A 20,155-nucleotide genomic window follows, 5' to 3' on the forward strand; every position below is an offset into this window, starting at 1 on the left:
GACAACAGAACACAACATATGATAAGATAAAAATAAGGTCGGCAGTGCCGCGGGCCATGCCGGTCTTCACTTTTAGCGGAGGTGTGCAGAATGGACAAAAACCTGCGGCAGGACGCCGAGAGAATAATTTCAGACAGCATAAAAGCCGTCCTTCCCGATGAAGCAGTGCTGCGGGCGCTGAAGGATTTTTCGCCCGGTAAGGGCCGGGTGCTGCTGGCAGCCGCGGGGAAGGCGGCATGGCAGATGGCAAGGGCCGCGGTGGAGGCGCTGGGCCATGTAGACGGCGGCGTGGCAGTGACAAAATACGGACATATTATGGGGGAAATACCCAATGTGAGCTGCTGGGAAGCCGGGCACCCTGTCCCTGACGGCAACAGCTTTGCCGCCACTGACAGGGTCCTAAGCATGGTCCGGGGGCTTTCCAAAGAGGATAATGTGCTGTTCTTGCTCTCCGGCGGCGGGAGCGCCCTGTTTGAGAAGCCGCTGATACCCGGGGACGAGCTTCAGGATATCACCCGGCAGCTGCTGGCCTGCGGCGCGGATATCACAGAGATTAACACCATCCGCAAGCGGCTTTCGGCGGTAAAGGGCGGACGGTTTGCCCAGGCCTGTTCACCGGCCCGGGTGTTCAGTATCGTGCTCAGCGATATTATCGGCGACCCTCTGGACATGATTGCCAGCGGCCCAGCCTGCCCGGACTCCTCCACCTGCGCCCAGGCCATGGCTATTGTTGAGAAATATTCCCTGTCCCTATCCCCCGCCGCTTTAAGCCTGCTGGGTAAGGAGACCCCCAAGGCCCTCAATAATGTCACCACACGAATCACCGGCAGTGTAAGGGAGCTCTGTGCCGCTGCCGCCGATTCCTGCCGCAGTCTGGGCTACCAGCCGGTGCTTCTGACCGACCGGCTGGACTGCGAGGCCCGGGAGGCCGGGCGCTTCCTGGCGGCAGTCCTCTGCAGTCATGCCGGCGACAGCCGCAGCCTGGCCTTTATCGCCGGCGGTGAGACTGTTGTGCACCTGACCGGCAGCGGGCTCGGCGGGCGAAACCAGGAGCTGGCCCTTGCTGCCGCTTTGGGGATATCCGGGATTGACGGCGCTGCCGTGTTCTCTGTTGGCAGCGACGGCACCGACGGCCCTACAGATGCAGCCGGGGGATATGTGGACGGCGATACCCTGGGGGAGCTGACTACAAAGGGGCTGGACCTGTCCGCTATACTTAAAGACAACGACGCTTATAATGGGCTCAAGGCTGTTGGCGGGCTGATAATCACCGGACCCACCGGCACCAATGTAAACGATGTGTCCGTAGCCCTGCTGCGCAGAGCCGTGGAATAGACAAACTAGAGGGGTAACAAAATTATGAAGATAATTGCTTACCGTTCCGGGAGGCGAATATGCAAAAATTAAGCCATATTGATAATGGGAAACAATTTGACTGGGGGCTTGCCTCAGAGGACTATGCCAAATATCGCGATATTTATCCCGCTGAGTTCTATCAAAAACTTATCGGCCTTGGTCTATGCGTTAGAGGCCAATCTGTTTTGGATTTAGGGACAGGGACGGGGGTTTTGCCGCGAAACATGTATCAGTTCGGCGCAAAATTTGTTGGAGCTGATATATCGGAAAATCAAATTAAGCAGGCAATAAAGCTTTCAAAATCTTCGGGGCTGGATATAGATTATGTGGTCGCCTCGGCAGAAACTTTTGATTTCCCGGACAAAACCTTCGATGTTGTAACCGCTTGCCAGTGCTTTATGTATTTCGACAAGTCCATAGCTTTGCCCAAAATACATAGAGTCTTAAAAGAGAATGGCCATTTTGTCATATTGTTCATGGCGTGGCTGCCTTTTGAAGATGAAATTGCAAAAACAAGCGAAGACATGGTTTTAAAATATAATCCGGCTTGGACAGGCGGAGGGCTCAGGCGTTACGAACTTGAAGCGCCAGAGTGGCTTGGGAATATGTTTGAGGTTGCCAACACCATCACTTATGATATAAAAGTACCATTCACCCGCGAAACATGGCACGGACGTATAAAGGCCTGCCGCGGTATCGGCGCTTCGTCGCTAAGCTCTGGGGAAATTGCCGCCTGGGAAAGTGAGCACAAAAGCTATATGGAAAGTCTGCCCGAAACATTTGATATACTGCACTATGCCACGGTAATGGATTTGCGGGCAAAATAGCCTCACGCCTTTTTGTACACTGTCCAAAAGTGCCATAGTAAGTTATATGCCCATGTAGAGTAAAAGTATAGTAAAATCGGGGTGCAGTTTGCCGACTGCACCCCGATTTTTCATGCCTTGTTATGAAGCCAACTCTATGGGTAAACTTTGTTTTTTCAATCAGCCGGACCTCCCTGCTCAGCCGCCATGCCACCGGAAAAGCCCAGCTCAATCAGCAGCTCTCCGTTCTCTATCCGAGCGGAAGCTTTTCCGTCCATTTGCTCCATCAGCTCCCGGACAATAGTCAGCCCCAGCCCAGCTCCGCCGTTGTTTCGGGCTGGGTTTCTCTGATACAGCCGGTCAAAAATACGGCTCGGGTCTGGCACTGGCCCCTCCTCTATGAGGTTGGCAAAGCAGACGCCACTTTCTGTGACGGATATGGAGAGGTCCCCGCTCCCATGCCGGATTGCGTTGGCAATCAAATTCCTGTAAATCCTCCCGAGCGCCTCTTTGTCCGCGTAAAAGGAGATGTCCTCGCGGTCAAACCGCAGCCTCGGCTCAATTCCAGCCGTCTCCAGCTGGAGATAAAACTCAGCCAGCACGTCGTACATCGGCGGGAGCACCGCTGTCATTTTGCATTTCAGGGGCAGGGAGCCGCTTTGCAGGCGAGTGTAGAGGAACAGTTCATCCAACAGTCCGTCCAGCTCACCTAAACGCCTTCCAATGATTTTCAGGTACTCCTCCCCTTTCTCCGGCTCCTCCTCCAGCAGCTGCAAATACCCCATTGCCCCTGCCAGGGGCGTGCGGATATCGTGGGAGATACAGGCCATTGTGTGCCTGAGCTCCCTCTCCCTGCTGAGGGTCTCCTGCCGGAGCTGCCTGCCTTTTTCCAGCCGCCTGTTCACCGCCCTGCACAGCCTCCTGGCAGGCTTGCCGCCGGCTTCTACCGTCAGGGCCAGGTTGCTCTCCGCCGGGGTCTCCTCCAATATCCGGGACATTTCCTGCATTTGCCTTCGGTATGCGTGCAGCCTGAAAAGCGCCAGTGCCAGCGCAAAAACAGCAAGGATTAAAACCGCCAGCATGGAGAGCCCTCCCTTCAGATATCCCGTTTTTTAGTCAGCAGCAGGCTTACAGCAATGTAAAGCACGCTCCACACAGCCACGCCCGCCAGGATAGTCCAAGCCTGCACCATCCCCGGCGCACAGCTGACGCTCACCAAGGAGCTGATGAAATACTTATCTATGCGGGGCAAGCCCAGTGTCTCGGTAAGCGTTCCGAGTATCAGCGCGGGGAATCCCGCGCCGCAGAATAGCGACATAAATACCCCTAAGGACGCGCTGCGCGTTACCGTCACCATAGTAAAGGCCATCAGCGAAAACGCCCAGGTGGGCAGCCAAATCCAGAAGGTGTAGCCGGCCATATCTCCTATAGTGCTGGCAATCGGGTGCAGCCCGAAGAACGGCGGCAGCACCAGGGCGAAAAGCACGGATACCACCGTGACTATGCCGCTGTATACCCCGCCAATGAGCACCTTTGAGGCTATATACTCCCAGCGCCCGGGCCTTGCAAAACAGATATTTTTAATGTACCCTCCCGCAAAATCTCCACCAGCAAAGAAGGTCATCCCCATGCCCGCCAATATGAGCAGGCAGCCGTTTGCCAGGCACTCATGGACAAAGGTAAGCTGGCTCATTCCGTCGATATAGGCCCTCATCTGGTAATCCGCGCCATCTACCTCCACACCGCTCTCCTCCATTGCCTTTAAAACCTCCGGAGATGACATTATAGACAGCATGAAGCACATAAACAGGACCATGGCTACGGCTACTGCCAGCATAATATAAAAGGTACGGCTTTTAAGCAGCCTGCGGCTGTCCATTCTAAATATGTTAAACATGGCTTTCCCCTCCCATTTTCTCCAAAAAATAACCCTCAAGGTCCTGCCGGTGCGTGCCCATTTCCTCTAGGGCGATACCTGCATTTGCAAGGGACTGGCCCACGGCCTTTGCGTCCACTCCGTCGTATATGCGTAGCTCCCCCTCGGGCCGCATTTCCCAGCGCTTCAGGCTGAACTCACGCTCCAGGACAGCAGCGGCCTTTTTGGGCTGGTCCGTGCGCAGGTGCAGGTAGTCGGTGCATTTCTGCTCCAGCTCCCGGGCTCCCAGCTGCTCTATCATCCTGCCCTGCCGTATAATGCCGTACCGTGTGGCTATCTTGCTGAGCTCCCCCAGTATATGGGAGCTCAGCAGGATTGTGAGGCCGCGCTCCCGGTTAAGTTGCTGAAGCAGCTCCCGCATTTCCCGGATTCCCTCAGGGTCCAGGCCGTTGATGGGCTCATCCAGCAGCAGTAGGTCCGGGCTGCCCAGCAGCGCAATACCAACGCCCAGCCGCTGCTTCATACCCATGGAATACTGTTTCACCGGCTTTCTCTCACCTGGGGCAAGGCCCACTGTTTTCAGCGTTTCATCTACCTTCGCCTTGGGGTCGGCCACCCCCAGAAGGTCGGCGTAAAGGCGCAGGTTCTCCCGCCCGCTCAGGTCCTTGTACAGCCCCGGCTGCTCAATCAGCATACCTATCCGCCGGTGGGCTACCGTGTCCCTGAGTGGCCTGTCGAAAATGGTTATCTCTCCTTCTGTGGGGCTTGCCAAGCCGCATAACAATTTAAGCGTGGTGGACTTCCCGGCCCCGTTCTGACCGATAAAGCCGTAGATGTCCCCCTGCTCTACCTTCAGCTCCAGGTGGTCCACGGCCCATTTGTCCTTATAGCGCTTGGACAGGCCCATTGTCTTTATGACTGCCATTCCAATGTCCTCCTTTGTTTGGTTTACAGGCATAGTATAGCAGGCAAGTGTCCAAACTTCGCAAAGAAAGGGTAAAGAAAGTATAAAGTTCAGCTTAGCTTAAAGCCGATTCCCCATATGGTCTGGATATAGCCGTCCGTGCCGCTGGGGCGGAGCTTTGCGCGGATATTGCTGATGTGCACATTAATAGTCTTGTCTTCAATAGCGCATTCTTCCTGCCAGACCGCTTCATAAATATGCTGCTTTGTGAAAACCTTCTTGGGGTGGCGTACCATCAGCTCCACAATCTTAAATTCATGGGCCGTCAGCTCCACAGGCTCCCCGGCTGCCATAAGGACCATCCCGCCAATATTTAGCCGCCACTCCCTAAAGCACAGCTCCTCTTCCTCAGGGACCGCGCTGGCGTGGCGCAGCTGGACCTGTATCCTTGCCCAAAGCTCCTCAAGCTGATAGGGCTTTGTCATGTAGTCGTCCGCGCCAAGCCCCAGCAGCTCCACCTTATCAGACAGCTCCGAGCGGGCCGACAGCACTATCACTGGCACCCGGCTCTCCCTGCGCACCTCGTAAATAAGCTCGCTGCCGGAAATCCCGGGCAGCATCAGGTCCACCAGCAGCAGGTCCCAGCCGGAGCTTTTCCAGAGCATACGGCCCTCGGTGCCGGAAAATGCCTGGGCACACTGGCACCCGTGCCGCCGCAGGTATTGGGCGGTTGAGTTGTTGATGTCGGTGTCATCTTCGATAATTAGGATATTGGGCATGGGACGCTCTCCTTGTTTTTGGTGTGAATACTTTGAATAATAAGTATAGCACCAAATTTTTTGGCAGTCAATTGGGGGGTAGGGATTTGAGTGCAGTCAAAAACCCCCGGCATCGCCGGGGGTTTTGCTCATATACCCTTTCTAACGCACAAGGAGCCACTTGTCAAAGAAATCTCTGACTATCCTGTAGGGCTCGTCTCCCTGGAAGAACCCGTGCCCTTGGCCGTGTATCAGGTGGAACTCGGCGGGGCTGCCCAGCTCCTGGAGCTTCTGATAAATCATCCTGCTCTGGTCCACCGGCACCAGCGGGTCCTCGTCGCCGTGCATAATGAGGAACGGGGGCATATCCCTGTGGAAGTAGTTTATGGGGCTGGCCCACTCCAGCTTCTCTATAAGCTTTTCTTTAGGCGGGTTGCCCAGCAGCGCTGCCGCCACCGAGTTCTCCTCGTGGGCCATATGGGTCATGCTGGCGGGAGAGTACCCGGTGCACACGGCGTTTACGGCGCTTGAGAACTCCTGCCAGCCGCCGCTGCCCTCGAACTCCTCTATCCCCTCTGTGCTCCCCAGCAGGTTTACCAGATGTCCCCCTGCCGACTCACCCCAAACGCCGATTCGCTGGGGGTCCAGGCCCCACTCCACGCTATGGGCGCGTAAAAAGCGGATGGCGCATTTGCAGTCCTGTATCTGGGCCGGGAAGGGGGCCTCGTCCGAGAGGCGGTAGTCTATGCAGGCGACAAAGTAGCCCTTGCCCGCCAGCTTCAAAAGCTCTATCTCCGGGCGGTAGTTGCGGTCCAGCTCATGGTCGCTCCAGGCGCCGCCGTGTATCCAGACTATCACCGGGGCCGGGTCGCGTTTCTTCTCCGGGCACCAGATGACATCCATCTTCAGCGCGAAGCCGCCGGCATTGCCAAAGACCAGGTTTTTCTTCAGTGAAGCCCCATAGCTCAGGTATTCCTCGATAAACTGTTCCTTCATTTCAAATCTCTCCTTTTCTGTCCGGGAGCCTTAGGAGTTGGCGTACTCCTTTGCCTGGGCCTGATATGCCGCCAGCACGTCGTCATAACCTGCGGCCTTCATCTTGTCCACGAACTCCTGCAGTCCTGTCTCCGGGTCCACAAAGCCGAACTCCAGGGGCAGTCCGTACTGACTCACCACGTTGCTCAGTGCCGCCAGCTCGTTCTTGTACTCGCTGTCGTCAAATACAAAGCTCTGCAGGATGTTGAACTGCTTGCGGGTATTCAGGTCGTCCAGCATCTCCCTGTAGCCCTTTACGCTGGCCTCCTTGGAGGGCACAGTCTGATAGTCCCAGTTGCGCCATGCGGAGTAGCAGAACCAGTCGGTGCCGTACTTGTCGGAGTCGGGTCCGGGCACCACCACGTTCTCATTAAGTGTGCCGTCATCGTTCTTCTCCCCGGCGAAATCCCAGTGCTTGCCCTCAATGCCACGCTGGGCCAGGTAGTTCAGCTCCTTGTCGTTGCGGATAAGGTCCAGCACCTTCAGCACCAGGTCGGGGTGCTTGGAGGTAGCGGCTATGGACAGTCCGCCACCGGTTGCGGCATATGGCAGGAGCTGTACGCCGCCGGTGAGGTCATACAGGCCAATCTCTGCCCCGGCGTTTTTCAGGCTCTGGTCCATCAGGTTTTTCATATTGTTAATGGTGCCGCAGTTATAGAAATAGCAGGCAACCTTGCCGTTGTCAAACAGGTCCCGGGTCATGGTCTCGTTAGAGAGGGAGTCCTTTGAGATGTACCCCGCTTGGTTCCACTTATACATGCGCTCGATATAGCTCTTATACTCGGGGGTCTCCAGAATACTGAACACCTCGGGCTTGTCCTCGGTGATGTCATATCCGGCGTAGAGCTGGAAGTAGGAGCTGCTGGTGCCCCACTCGTTGGGGGCGATAAGAAATGCGTCCATTAAGGCGCTCTGGGACTGTCCGTCGGCGGTATAGGGCACCATGCCGGACTCGTTGTCCACTACGGCCTGCATATAGGCCTCCAGGTCCTCAACCGTCTCTATCTCGTCCATCTCATACTTGACCCTCAGGTCGTCGCGGATACCTACCATGGACTGGACGAACTCGTTATGGAGCTGTGGTATCATGTATATTTTGCCGTTTACCCTGGTCTGGTCCCAGGCGGCTTCCGGAGTATGCTCCCAGGTTATGGGGCAGTGCTCCTCAAGCATTTCGGGAGTCAGCTCCATATAGGCGTTCTTCTGGGCCTGGGAAGCGTAGTAGCACCAGTAGCTGGAGAACACGCCGTCCATCTCGGTCTGTGAGGCAAAGAGCAGGGGGTACTTTGTGCTGTACTCCCCGAAGGAGAGGTAGTTTACCTCCATCACAGCCCCCACCTCCTTGGCAAGGCGCTGGTTTATCTGCTCCAGCACCATGTCCAGGTCCTTGGCCTTGTCCCCAAGGAAGTACATCTGCAGGGTAACTACATCCTCCGGGGCCTCCTCCCCGGCATCGGATGACTCGGGCTCCTCCTGGGAAGAAGCGCCGGAGCTCTCGGAGCTGCTGCCGCTGCTCTCAGGCTGCTGGCCTGAGGTCTCCTTCGCGCCGCACCCAAAGGCGCTAAGCCCCAGGAGCACCGCCAGCAGGAGAGCCAGCAAGGGTTTCATTTTTCTCATATACTCGCATCCTTTCAAAAATATTGCTATCTCCGAAGCCGGAGCGTTAGCCTGTATAAAAATTTATCCCTTCACCGCGCCTATGGTGATTCCCTTGACAAAGTATTTCTGTACAAAGGGGTATAGCAGGATGATGGGGCCGGTGGCCACGACGGTCATCGCCAGCTTAAAGGACTCGCTGGGGAATACCTGGTCCCCAAGGTCTATGGTGCTTGCCGCCGCCGATTTCAAAAAGTCCAGGCTTGAGAGCAGGCGGTACAGATAGTATTGCAGTGGATACATGGTCTCATCCTGCATGAAAAGCATTCCGTTGCGCCAGTCGTTCCAGTAGTTCAGGGCAATAAACATGCCGATACTTGCAAGGGCGGGCTTTGCAAGGGGCAGCACTATGCGCAGGAATATGTAGAACTCACCGGCGCCGTCTATCTTTGCCGACTCTATCAACGCCCCGGGAATGGAGCGCATGAAGTTTTTCATGATAATAAGATAGAAGACGTTCACCATCATGGGCAGTATAAGGGCCAGATAGTTGTCTTTAAGGTGCAGGTAATTTGTCATCAGGATATACCAGGGCACAAGGCCGCCGTTAAACAGCACCGTGAAGAACACGAACATTGTGAAGAAATTCCGGCTCTTAAAGTCCGGGCGCTGGAGCACATAGCCGCACATGGAGACTATGAACAGGCTGACAGCCGTACCTGCGCCGGTAATGCCGACGGTCACCAGATATGAGCGCAGTATTTTGCCGGGGTCCTCAAAGGCCAGCTTGTATGCCTCTGTGGAAAAGGTCTGGGGCCATAGGCTGTAGCCGCGGACATATATCTCGTTTTCCGGGGTGAGGGACCCTATCACCACCATCCAGAATGGGAATATACATAAGAGCGCCACAATGGTCACCGCCGCTCCTGCAATGGCTACGAATATTTTCCTTCCTCTTGAAGAAATCAAAGGGGCTCCTCCTTTCCCTAATACAGCGAATTTTCAGGGTCCACCCTGCGTATGACCCAGTTGGTGGCGGTCAAAAAGGCGAAGCACAGGACGGACTGGAACAGGCCCACCGCCGCGCTCATGCCGTACTCCTGGGAGAACAGCAGGGAGCGGAACACAAACGTGTCGATAACGTCGGTGGTGTTAAAGAGCAGGCTGTTTGTGCCCACCATCTGATAGAACAGGTCGAAGTCCCCGCGGAAGATATTGCCTATGCCCATTATAACTAAGATTACCACAGTTGGCTTTAGGCACGGCAGGGTTATATAGCGTATCTTCTGCAGCTCCCCGGCACCGTCCAGGGTGGCGCTCTCGTATATCTCCGCGTCTATCCCCATGATTGCCGCAAGGTACACCACCGAGCCGTAGCCCACGTGCTTCCAGGAGTTGAGGAAAATGATGATGAAGACCCACAGGGTGCTCTGGCTGTAGATGTCCACCGGCTCGCCGCCTATGGAGCGCAGCAGGTGGTTAAATGCTCCGAAGTCGTAGCTGAAGATGTTGTATACAAAGGCTGAGACCACCACCCAGGAGATAAACGTGGGCAGGAACATAGCCCCCTGGGTTGTCTTTTTAAACCACTTGCCCCCTATTTCCGAGATAAAAATTGCCACAGTGATTTCCACAATGTTATTCACAATAATAAACGCAATATTATAGAGCACCGTATTGCGCATTACCACCGCGGCCTGCCCGGAGATAAAGAAAAACCGGAAGTTTTTGAAGCCGCACCATGGGCTTCCGAAAATACCCTCTGAGTAATCGAACTGCTTGAATGCCAGGACAATGCCCGACATTGGCAGATAGCAAAAGACGACCACATACATGATTACCGGCAGGGTCATCAGCAAGAGCGCCGGGTTCTTTCTGATGTCGTACCGCAGGTTCTGCAGCCATCGCATAGCGTTCCCTCCTTATTCTGCCGCACCGCTGCCCAGGCACGTTCCCGCGCCCGCACACTGATACGCCTGTGTTTTTTTTATAATAGCACAGGAAAAAATCTAATAGCACCCGAAAAATCTCTGATTTTCAGGATAATTTTATCCATTTGGCGGTAAAGCGTTCCCATTGCGCCTGGATTTCACTATAATAATAGCTAAGACAGACGCCAGTATAAAGGAGGGCGGCATGGCATATGTTATGCGCTATGATTGTGGACGACGAGAAAGCTATCTGTGACGGCCTGACAGAGAATATGCCCTGGGCTCAGATGGGCATTGGCAGGGTCATACGGTTTTACTCGGCTAAAGAGGCGATAGAGAGCAAAGCTGTCCCGGACATACTTATCAGCGATATCTGTATGCCCCGGATGACCGGCATTGACCTTGCGGAGAAAATGCTGGAGAAAAACCCGGAGTGCAAGGTCATCTTCATCAGCGCCTATTCAGACAAGGAATACTACCGCTCCGCTATCTCCCTGCACGCCATGGGGTACATTGAGAAGCCCATAAATCAGGCCGAGGCCATAGAGGTCATATCAGGCGCCGCCGCCCTCTGCCAGCGGCAAAAGCACCTGATAAGCCAGCAGAAGGGCATGGAGCAGTACCAAGTAGAGCAATTCTGTCGGGACGCCGCCAACGGGCATTTTCGGCGCGAATGGCTGGAGGACCCGTTTATCGCCGGGTTTGCCGCCCGGCACCGGTGGTTTATGGCGGTGCAGGTGATGGTGCGGCCCGGGCTGCTGAAGCCCGGGGAGTCGCAAAAGCTCTGCCATACGGCTTCAGAGCAGTTCAGAAGGTTTTTCGCCCAGTGCCTTGCCATTGTGAAGGAGAAGGACGTGCTGCTGCTCATCCTGGCGGACAGCCCGCCAAAGAGCGAGGCCGCCCTGCGCGACAGTATGCGCCTTGCCATAGACAGCATGGCCCAGCGGGACGAGCTGTTCTTTGCGGCTGGGGCGCCGGTGGCCTCAGTCGAGAGCCTGCCTTCCTCCTGTGCCAGCGCCGCGGAGACCTCCCGGCTGCTCTTTTACCGGGGCTACGGCGGGGCCGTGTTCTTTGAGGAGTCCCGCCGCCCGTACCTTTCGGAGTTCCGGCTGGACGAGAGCTTTTTAGAGGAGGTCCCCTGCCTTATCAGGGAAAACCGCGAGGACGAGTATATGCTGAAGCTGCAAAAGAGCCTGCGCACTGCCTGCGAATGTGTGAACTGCCCGCCGGAGGCCATTAAAAAGGAGTATTCAAAGCTGCTGCGGGTGCTGTCGGAGACCGGCGCGGCTATCTTTCACCGGCAGGATTACGAGACCTACCATATGTGGAAGACCATAGAGCAGGCGGGCACCCTGCTGCGGCTGAAGGACTACCTGCTCACCGTCTCAGGGGAGCTGTTTCATGAGCACAGGAAGTTTTCCCGATATGGCAGCACAGTGTACGCAGTTGTACAGGAGCTGAACCGGCAGCTGTCAAACCCGGATTTTTCCATACGTATGCTTGCCCAGACTCTGCATTTTCGGGACACCTACCTTAGCTCCCTGTTTAAAAGCAAAACCGGCACCACCATAAACCGCTACCTGATGGGCCTGCGCATGGAGGAAGCCCGCCGGCTGCTGCGAAACACGGAGCTCTCCATATCCCAGGTGGCTATCCGCTCGGGATACCGGGATGTGGACTATTTCACCAGGTGCTTTAAAAAGCACACCGGCGTCCTGCCCTCTGCCTTCCGGGGAGGACAGAAACGATGAGACAGAAGCTCAGGCGCTTTTTCTCCGTGGTATACTATAACCTGCGCACACGGCAGAAGCTGTTTATCGGATATTTGCTGGCGGTAATGCTGCCCTGCCTTTTGATGACGGCGCTCTTTTATTACTACCTGCACAGTTCCGTTCTGGACACCGATATCCGCTCTGTGCACACCATGTCCCGGCAGGCCGCCACGTGGCTCGACTCGGCCTTCCAGCAGGCCCGCTCCATCACAAACAGCCTGTTGCTGAATTTTGATTTCAATGAGATATTGGATAGCTGCAACCGGGACAATAACTATTTCCAGAAGCGGGGAAATATTATCAAGCTCTCCCATATAAAAACCACCTTGCAGGAGTATAAGGCCGTGCACCGGACCTGCTTTTATTTCAGCGACTCTGTTATTGAGGCAAACCGGGACACCCTGTTTTTCCTATCTGAGATTGAGCGTGAGGGGCTGCTGCAGAGTATTGTGCAGCAGCCCGGGGACCAGCTTTGGACTGTTTTCGCCAATGAGCGGCGCATTATGGGCGGCGGCGAGACCCTGTCAATGCTGCAGCCGCTGTTCAACCCTGAGGATATGTCTGAGACCATTGGTTTCATACGGGTGGATTATCTGCAAAACGACCTGAAAAGGCAGATAGAAAACTTCCTGCCCACCGCCCGCTCCACAGGGTTCTTAGTGGACCGCTCCGGCGGCATTCTGAGCCGCGGTGGGCCCTATGATAAAGACGGCGGCCTGCCGGTTCCCTTTGGCGGACTGATGGAGGGCAGAGAGCCTGATGAGCCATTTTATACATGCCTGGACGCCCTTGGGGAGAAGACGCTTGTATGCGTCAATCCTGTGCCTGCCAGCGGCATGTACCTTATATTCCTCACCCCCTTTTGCGAAATCGAGCGGTCCGACTCCCTGCTCCTGGTACTGGCAGGCGTGCTGATGGTGCTTGAAGCCCTTATCACGCTGTGCTTTGGCGGGTTCCTCTGTATGTCCCTGGCCCGCTCCAGCGATTTGCAGCTGCGCCTGCTCTACTCCCAGCTCAACCCGCATTTTCTCTATAACACCCTGGACATAATCAACTGGCAGGCCATCAGTCTGGACGCGCCGGAGATATACCAACCCCTTCAGGCGCTCTCCAGGCTCTACAAGCTCACGCTGAATAAGGGCAGCGCCTATATCTCGGTAAAGGACGAGCTGGACCATATACGCCTGTATGTCCAGCTTCAAAACCTGCGCTTTCAAAACGGTATCAGGCTGCAGACAGATTACTCCCCGGAGGTATTAAATCTGCGTATACTGAATATGCTGCTTCAGCCCATAGTTGAAAATGCAATAGTACACGGCATACTAGAGCGCCCTGAGCAGTCCGGAACTATAACCATAACCGCGCGCCTTGACAAAAACGACCTGGTGTTCTGCGTGGAGGACGACGGCGTGGGTATCCCCCCTCAGCTGCTGAGCAAAATACAGGGCTCCCCCTATCAGAGCGAGGGTTACGGAATGCAGAATATCCGGGAGCGCATACGAATCGCCTATGGACGGGGATACGGGATATCTATACAGAGCCTGCCGGGTATGGGGACAAGGGTGGTGCTGACACTGCCGGCGGAGCATGGGCGCGCAAAGCCGGGGGAGTAATACGGCCCGGCAAAACACTTTTCCGCGCCGGGAACACACTTGCAAAATCCCAGAAACTTCTCTATAATATATCTAAATGGGAAAGGATGGGGTGTGTAATGCGTCAGAGCACTAAGGAGGCCATTGCCGAGGCCTTTGAGGGCCTGCTGGAAAAGCGGAGTATCGACAAGGTGACCGTTAAGGATATCGTTGCTGTGTGCGGCATAAACCGTCAGACTTTTTACTACCACTTTCGGGATATCTATGATTTAATGGAATGGGCGCTGACAAAAGGTATTGAAAAATATGCCGGGCAGCATTTGACCGCAGAACAGGATTGGCGGGAGCAGGTAAAGCTGCTGTTCCACTTTTTCTACCTGCACCGCAAAATCGTCCTGCACGGCTACGACGCCACAAACAGAATGCAGTATGAGCGGGTCGCCGTCAAGTGGGTGTCAGAAATGGTGGGCGGCCGGATAGAGGCCTATCCTCAGGCGGCGGACGTCTCGGAGGAGAAAAAGGAGTTTATCTCTACGGTCTATGCCCGCGGCTGTGTAGGATTCCTGCTGGAGTGGGTGGAGGAAGGTATGCCCGACGAGCGCCACGTACGTCTTGATGACTATTTCGTCATGATAGACGGCAGTATCGGGTATGTTCTGGATAAGTTCGTAAAATCATGATTTAGACGAATTTATATTTTGCAGTATTTTCTTACAAAGAGGCCCCTCTGTCTATTTTTACGACAGAGGGGCCTCTTTGTCGGTTGTTACCGGCTGCATTAGCCCTTATAATTGTATCCATAAAACACACCGCAATATCAGGAGGTCATACTATGGATACGAAAATCGTGCGTTACGGACTAAAAAAGGCTTTCGGCTATATTGAGCGGAACCCGGAGGAAAACCTTCCCAGGCTGATGGACTGGGTGGACCGTTTCGCCCCGGAGGGCGACCGGGGGTTCCCGGTGCAGCGGGCGGCGTTCCGGCAGGTGATAGAGGACCCTGACTGCGCCATGCACAGGCTCATGTACCGTATCTTTACTGAAACGGATAAAGACGTGCTCAAGGCTGTTTTCGAGAATTTCATCGTCAACGGCAACCTAGTTGGCTGGCCCAGGCAGGAGGAGCTTCGGGAGCAGTACGGCTGCAATATTCCCTGGGCAATCCTGCTTGACCCCACCTCCGCCTGCAATCTCCACTGCACCGGCTGCTGGGCGGCAGAATACGGCAGCCGGCTGAACCTGAGCTTTGACGAAATTGACAGCATTATCACCCAGGGAAAGGAGCTGGGGGTGTACATCTACATATACACCGGCGGCGAGCCGCTGGTGCGCAGGGATGATTTGATTGCCCTGTGCCGGAAGCACAGCGACTGCCAGTTCCTATGCTTCACCAATGCCACCCTCATTGACGAAGGCTTTGCCGACGCCATGCTCAGCGTGAAAAACTTCATCCCTGCCATCAGCGTGGAGGGCTTTGAAAGCGCCACTGACAGCCGCCGGGGTGCGGGCACCTATAGGAAGGTGGTGGACGCAATGGCCCTGCTCAAGAGGAAAAAGCTGCCCTTTGGCATCAGCTCCTGCTATACCAGCCAGAATTTTGAGTCTATCAGCAGCGACGAATATTTCGACCAGATGGTGGAATGGGGCGCGTCATTTGTGTGGTATTTCCACTATATGCCAGTCGGCAATGCCGCCGTACCCGAGCTGCTCCCCACGCCTGAGCAGCGGGAATACATGTACCGCAGGATACGCGCGGCCCGGCGGGAGAAGGCTATCTTCGCCATGGACTTCCAGAACGACGGAGAGTTCGTCCAGGGCTGTATCGCCGGCGGGCGGCGGTACTTCCATATAAATGCGAACGGCGACTGCGACCCATGCGTGTTCATACACTATTCCAACGCCAATATCAGGGACATGAGCCTTTTGGATGTGCTCCGCTCCCCCATCTTTATGGCCTATCATGATGGTCAGCCCTTTAACGGCAACCATCTTATGCCCTGCCCCATGCTGGAGAATCCCCACAAGCTGCAGGAGATGGTTGAGAAGTCCGGAGCTCACTCCACAGACCTGGAGTCCCCCGAGAGCGCGGAGCACCTTTGCGAAAAGTGCAGTGAGTATGCGCGAAACTGGGCTCCGGCGGCGGAGAGATTGTGGCAGTGCTCCTGCCGGGAGAAGCAGGAGCGGCAGGCGGAGAACAATGCCGAGAGCTACAGCGCGGCAGTATAGGAAAGGGCCGCAAAACAGTGTATATTGAGAAAGGACTGGTGTTTTTTGGAAAGAATTGCACAGGGTATCGTCCGCCGCAGGGGGCTGGTGCTGGCAGCAGCTATACTGCTTTTGATACCGGCACTGCTGGGCGCGGCGGCCACCCGAATCAACTACGACATACTCACCTACCTACCCCCGGAGCTGGACTCCATGCTTGGGGAGGCCGCCCTTGAAAACGACTTTAACCTGGCGTCCACCGGCATGGTGACTGTAGAGGGCATGCCCTTGGGAGAAATGCTCGAGATGAAGGCCGAGATGGAACAGGTGGAGGGCGTGGAGCAGGTATTCTGGCTCAGCGACATAATCGACCCCGCTATCCCCCGGGAAATGCTCCCCGAAGGGATACGGCAGGCCATGTACGGCGAAAACGCAACCCTAATGCTGGTGCGGTTTTCCGAGCCTTCAGCCAGCAAAAGCACGATGGACGCCGTAGCCAAGCTGAAGGGGCTATTGAAGGAGCACAGCTTCTTTGGAGGCATGAGCGTTATCCTTCAGGACACCAAAGCCCTGGTGGATAAGGAAATGCCCCTTTACATCCTCTGCGCGGTGGGGGCCAGCCTTCTGATACTGTTCCTGGCAATGGAAAGCACCCTGGTGCCTGTGCTGTTCATGCTGGGGCTCCTGTTCCCCATCCTGTATAATTTTGGCACCAACTATTTCCTGGGGCAAATCAGCTATATTACCCAGGCCCTGTCCACTGTCCTGCAGCTGGGGGTGACTATGGACTTCTCCATCTTCCTCCTGCACCGGTATGAGGAAGAAAAGCAGCGCAGTTCTGACAAGGAGCAGGCAATGGCAAGGGCTATTGTGAATACCTTCTCCTCGGTGACGGCCTCCAGTCTTACGACCATCGCGGGCTTTCTGGCCCTATGCACCATGCGCCTGACACTGGGCCGGGACATCGGCATTGTTATGGCAAAGGGCGTGGCGCTGGGCGTTATCTGCACTATAACCGTCCTACCCTCGCTGATTCTGACCTTCGACCGGGCGGTTGAAAAGCACCGCCACCGGGCCGTTATCCCACAGCTCAAAAGGACCAGCCAATTTGTCCCCCGGCACCCAGGGCCGATTCTGGCGGTTTTTCTGGCGGTTATGGTGCCGTTCACCCTGGCACAGAGTAAAACCGGCGTATACTATACCCTGTTTGACAGCCTGCCCCAGGACCTGACAGGCATTGTGGGCACGAACAAGCTGAAGGAGGACTTCGGCATGACAACCTCCCACTTTATCCTGGTGGACGAAGCCATGGGCGGCGAGGAGCTTGAAGCCCTGTGCAGAGACCTTGAAAATGTGGATGGAATCACCCAGGCGGTCTCTGTCAGCGGGCTGCTCCCCTCGGGATTTGACTTTGGAATGCTGCCGGAGGATATAGCACAGCTTGCCCAGTCCGGCGGGAAGAAGCTGATTTTAGCAAACTCAGCCTATAAGAGCGGCACCGGTGAGCTGACTGCCCAGCTAGAGGAGATGGACGCGCTGATAAAGGCCGCCGACCCTGCCGGGGTCATTACCGGCGAGGGCGCTATGACTAAGGACCTGATTGAAATTGCCGACATTGACTTTGCCAATGTGAGCGCGGCCTCCATTGCGGCGGTGTTCCTAATCATCCTGCTGAGCTTCCGCAGCCTGTCCATACCCGTGCTGCTGGTGGCCTCTATTGAAAGCGCCATCTTCATCAATATGGGTATCCCCTACTTTACCGGCACGAAGCTGCCCTTTATCGCAAGTATCGTAATTGGCACAGTACAGCTGGGGGCCACAGTAGACTACGCCATCTTAATGGCTACACGCTTCCGGGAGGAACGCCAGAGGGGGCTTGGGCCAAGGGAGGCGGCTCAGGTTGCCTGCCGGTATTGCAGCCAGAGTATTCTCTCAAGCGGCCTGACCTTCTTTGCCGCCACCATCGGCGTATCAGCCATCAGCCGCATGGAGCTGCTGAAAAGTATCTGCCTGCTGATTTCCAGGGGAGCTCTTATCAGCATGTTTGTTATAATCGTAATACTGCCCTGCCTGCTTCAGCTTTTAGACCCGCTCATCCGCCATACAACCCTGCACTGGATGGGCAGGCCTCAGAAAGCGGAAAAGCAGTCAACTATAGAAAGGAAGGAACTTGCATGAAAATTTGGAAACGTGCTTTAAGTTTGGGACTTTCGGCCTTGATGGTCGCGGGCTGTGCCCTGCCCGCCCTTGCCGCTGAGGATGTCGCGGAAAAAAGTGAGACTGTATACGTGGTGCTGGAGCCGGACGGCTCGGTGCGTAGCCAGACGGTGAGCGTCCATCTGCACAATGAAAGCGGCCTCTCCGGGGTCACCGACCGCTCTGTCCTGACAGGTATTGAAAATACCCATGACACGACCGCCTTTACCCAGGAGGGTGAGAAGCTCCGCTGGGACACGGACGGCACCGATGTATATTATAAAGGTGAGACTGCACGGAAAGCCCCTGTAAGCGCTGAAATTACCTATGAGCTGGACGGAGCAGAAATTGCCCCGGAAGCCCTGGCTGGAAAGAGCGGGCGTGTAAAGCTTACGGTGAAGCTTGTAAACAACGAAACCGGCACCGTGCAGATAGACGGCAGACCCCAGCCGGTATGCACACCCTTTGTCACCATGGTGGCAGCGGTGCTGGGCGAGGGGTGGACCGGCGTTTCCGCTGAGCACGGTAAAATCACCGGCGCGGGCAGTACCCAGGCCGTGGGCTTCGTCTGCCTGCCGGGGGTGCGTGAATGCCTGGAAGGGATTGGGTCGGAGAAGCTTGAGGGGCTTGAAGACCGCCTGCTGGACGAGGTGAGCATAGAGGGCTCTGTAACAGATTTCACTCTGCCGGATATCCTTATCGCCTGCGCCACGGACACCGAAGCTCTCAGGGAGGAGGGTTTTTCCGGGCTTGACGAACTGGACGGCGGCATGGACAGCCTGCGTGAGGGCATGGATGAGCTCCTGGACGGAGCCGGCAGCCTGGCAGCCGGTGCAGCGGCACTGGAGAGCGGCGCGGCGGCACTTTTGACTGGCGTGCATACCTTGTCCGATGGGGCACAGCGCCTGATGGACGGCACCGCACAGCTTCAGACCGGGGCGCGCCAGCTGAGCAGCGGCGCCGCCGAAGCGCGGGACGGGGCCGCCGCCCTGCAAACCGGGGCAGACAGTCTGGCGGCAGGCCTATACAATCTCCAGAGCGGCACCGGGGCCCTTTACGACGGGTACATCCAGTTAAAGGATGGGGCCGACAATCTTGCCGCCGGGCTCAACACCCTCCAAGGCAAGGGGCAGGCTCTGGCAGACGGCATAGGGCAAATCACCACGGCGGTGGGTCAGCTCTATGAGGGGGCCGGCCCGGTAATGCTCGGAGTCCGGGCGTTTGGAGGCTCCCTGGCTATTGCGGCGTCCAGCGGTGCGGAGGCAGCAGCAAGCCTGCCCGACCCCGGTGTATTTGCCCCGGATGAGGCCCACGCCGCCGACCCTGTATATCAGCAGCTTTTAGCGGCGTATACAGGCGCGTACAGCGCGGCAACGGGCATGGCCGGTGGAATGGCAGAATTGGACGGCTCCTACAGTCAGATATTGGGCGGTCTGGAGCAGGTGAGCGCAGGTATAGAGTCACTGCATAACGGCGTAAACGGCAGTGAAGGGCTTGCAGCCGGGATAGCCGCCTATACCCAGGGCGTAGCGGACGCCGCCTCCGGCGCGGCACGGCTGCAGAGCGGCCTGGGCCAGCTGGGAGCCCAGCTCCCCGCATTGACCGGCGGGGTGGACCAGCTTATAGCCGGGTCAAACCAGCTCTCGGCAGGGGCAGGCTCCCTCTCCCAGGGCAATGCGGCGCTGGCTGACGGCGCGGCACAGCTCGCCCAGGGCACTGACGACCTGGCGGCGGGCACAGCACAGCTCCTCGACGGCATACAGGCACTAGCTGAGGGCACTGCCTCCCTGCACGACGGCACGGTGGAGCTAAGTGACGGAGCGTCGGCACTATGGGAAGGCCTGGGCCGGTTTGACTCCGAGGGAATCAGCCGGTTGACCGGTGCGGTAGACGCCGAGAAGCTGCCTGCCCTTCGGGCAGTGGCAAAAGCTATGCGCGGGCGCATGGAGGACTACGGCAGCTTTGCAGGCGCGCCGGAGGGAGCTGAGGTTACAACTAAGTTTGTGATGAAGACAGCGGGCCAGGTACAAGAGGACATACCGGCCCATAAGGACACAGCCTGGGACGACGCTCAAGAGCCTGAAAGCTTTTGGCAGAGGGTGACCGCCCTGTTTGGCAAATAGCAGA

Annotated in this window: 16 protein-coding genes; 8 read left to right on the top strand and 8 right to left on the bottom strand. The window is 56.3% G+C overall.

From position 1 onward, the window contains the following. Positions 1 to 90 precede the first annotated feature (90 nt). Both D5270_RS03240 and D5270_RS03245 read left to right on the top strand, forming a co-directional pair. Complete coding sequence (locus tag D5270_RS03240) at positions 91 to 1,335, top strand: glycerate kinase type-2 family protein (RefSeq protein ID WP_166542721.1); 1,245 nt, start codon at positions 91 to 93, stop codon at positions 1,333 to 1,335. A 59-nt stretch (positions 1,336 to 1,394) separates the two neighbouring features. Continuing rightward, positions 1,395 to 2,183 (top strand): class I SAM-dependent methyltransferase, encoded by a 789-nt coding sequence (locus D5270_RS03245; protein ID WP_166542722.1) that lies wholly within the window; start codon positions 1,395 to 1,397, stop codon positions 2,181 to 2,183. Positions 2,184 to 2,338: 155 nt separating this feature from the next. On the opposite strand, the gene D5270_RS03250 is transcribed toward D5270_RS03245, so the two are convergent. The 8 genes from D5270_RS03250 to D5270_RS03285 all read right to left on the bottom strand — a co-directional run bounded on the left by D5270_RS03250 (position 2,339) and on the right by D5270_RS03285 (position 10,241). After that, on the bottom strand, positions 2,339 to 3,244 hold the full coding sequence (locus D5270_RS03250) for a sensor histidine kinase (RefSeq protein WP_166542723.1): 906 nt from the start codon (positions 3,242 to 3,244) through the stop codon (positions 2,339 to 2,341). Between the two features lie 14 nt (positions 3,245 to 3,258). Next, positions 3,259 to 4,059 carry a hypothetical protein gene (locus D5270_RS03255; protein WP_166542724.1) on the bottom strand — a complete coding sequence of 267 codons (801 nt, stop codon included), beginning with the start codon at positions 4,057 to 4,059 and terminating at the stop codon, positions 3,259 to 3,261. Beyond that, entirely contained in the window at positions 4,052 to 4,963 is a 912-nt protein-coding gene (locus tag D5270_RS03260; protein WP_166542725.1) for an ATP-binding cassette domain-containing protein, read from the bottom strand. The genes D5270_RS03255 and D5270_RS03260 overlap by 8 nt, the downstream gene beginning before the upstream one ends. An 89-nt stretch (positions 4,964 to 5,052) precedes the next feature. Further along, positions 5,053 to 5,721: a response regulator transcription factor gene (locus tag D5270_RS03265; protein ID WP_166542726.1), complete on the bottom strand. Its 669-nt coding sequence runs from the start codon at positions 5,719 to 5,721 to the stop codon at positions 5,053 to 5,055. Positions 5,722 to 5,862: 141 nt separating this feature from the next. Then, a complete protein-coding gene (locus tag D5270_RS03270) occupies positions 5,863 to 6,696 on the bottom strand; it encodes an alpha/beta hydrolase (protein WP_166542727.1) in 834 nt (277 codons plus the stop codon). Between the two features lie 30 nt (positions 6,697 to 6,726). After that, the gene (locus D5270_RS03275) at positions 6,727 to 8,352 is read right to left on the bottom strand and encodes an ABC transporter substrate-binding protein (protein WP_166542728.1); all 1,626 of its coding nucleotides are present in this window, start codon (positions 8,350 to 8,352) and stop codon (positions 6,727 to 6,729) included. A gap of 63 nt (positions 8,353 to 8,415) precedes the next feature. Next, on the bottom strand, positions 8,416 to 9,300 hold the full coding sequence (locus D5270_RS03280; RefSeq protein ID WP_166542729.1) for a carbohydrate ABC transporter permease: 885 nt from the start codon (positions 9,298 to 9,300) through the stop codon (positions 8,416 to 8,418). Between the two features lie 17 nt (positions 9,301 to 9,317). Beyond that, complete coding sequence (locus D5270_RS03285) at positions 9,318 to 10,241, bottom strand: ABC transporter permease (protein WP_166542730.1); 924 nt, start codon at positions 10,239 to 10,241, stop codon at positions 9,318 to 9,320. A gap of 233 nt (positions 10,242 to 10,474) precedes the next feature. Here D5270_RS03285 and D5270_RS03290 point away from each other — a divergent pair, with 233 nt between their 5' ends. From D5270_RS03290 to D5270_RS03315, 6 genes are all read left to right on the top strand, one after another. After that, positions 10,475 to 12,013 (top strand): response regulator transcription factor, encoded by a 1,539-nt coding sequence (locus D5270_RS03290; protein ID WP_166542731.1) that lies wholly within the window; start codon positions 10,475 to 10,477, stop codon positions 12,011 to 12,013. Continuing rightward, complete coding sequence (locus D5270_RS03295) at positions 12,010 to 13,647, top strand: cache domain-containing sensor histidine kinase (RefSeq protein WP_166542732.1); 1,638 nt, start codon at positions 12,010 to 12,012, stop codon at positions 13,645 to 13,647. The genes D5270_RS03290 and D5270_RS03295 overlap by 4 nt, the downstream gene beginning before the upstream one ends. Before the next feature lie 98 nt (positions 13,648 to 13,745). After that, positions 13,746 to 14,306: a TetR/AcrR family transcriptional regulator C-terminal domain-containing protein gene (locus tag D5270_RS03300; RefSeq protein ID WP_166542733.1), complete on the top strand. Its 561-nt coding sequence runs from the start codon at positions 13,746 to 13,748 to the stop codon at positions 14,304 to 14,306. 152 nt (positions 14,307 to 14,458) lie between these two features. After that, a complete protein-coding gene (locus D5270_RS03305) occupies positions 14,459 to 15,853 on the top strand; it encodes a radical SAM protein (RefSeq protein WP_166542734.1) in 1,395 nt (464 codons plus the stop codon). A 45-nt stretch (positions 15,854 to 15,898) separates the two neighbouring features. After that, the gene (locus D5270_RS03310) at positions 15,899 to 18,010 is read left to right on the top strand and encodes an efflux RND transporter permease subunit (RefSeq protein WP_166542735.1); all 2,112 of its coding nucleotides are present in this window, start codon (positions 15,899 to 15,901) and stop codon (positions 18,008 to 18,010) included. After that, complete coding sequence (locus D5270_RS03315) at positions 18,007 to 20,151, top strand: hypothetical protein (RefSeq protein ID WP_166542736.1); 2,145 nt, start codon at positions 18,007 to 18,009, stop codon at positions 20,149 to 20,151. Before D5270_RS03310 ends, D5270_RS03315 begins: the two co-directional genes overlap by 4 nt. Positions 20,152 to 20,155: the final 4 nt, after the last annotated feature.

This window comes from Acutalibacter sp. 1XD8-36 (assembly GCF_009917525.1).
In the GTDB taxonomy this organism is placed as follows: domain Bacteria; phylum Bacillota; class Clostridia; order Oscillospirales; family Acutalibacteraceae; genus Acutalibacter.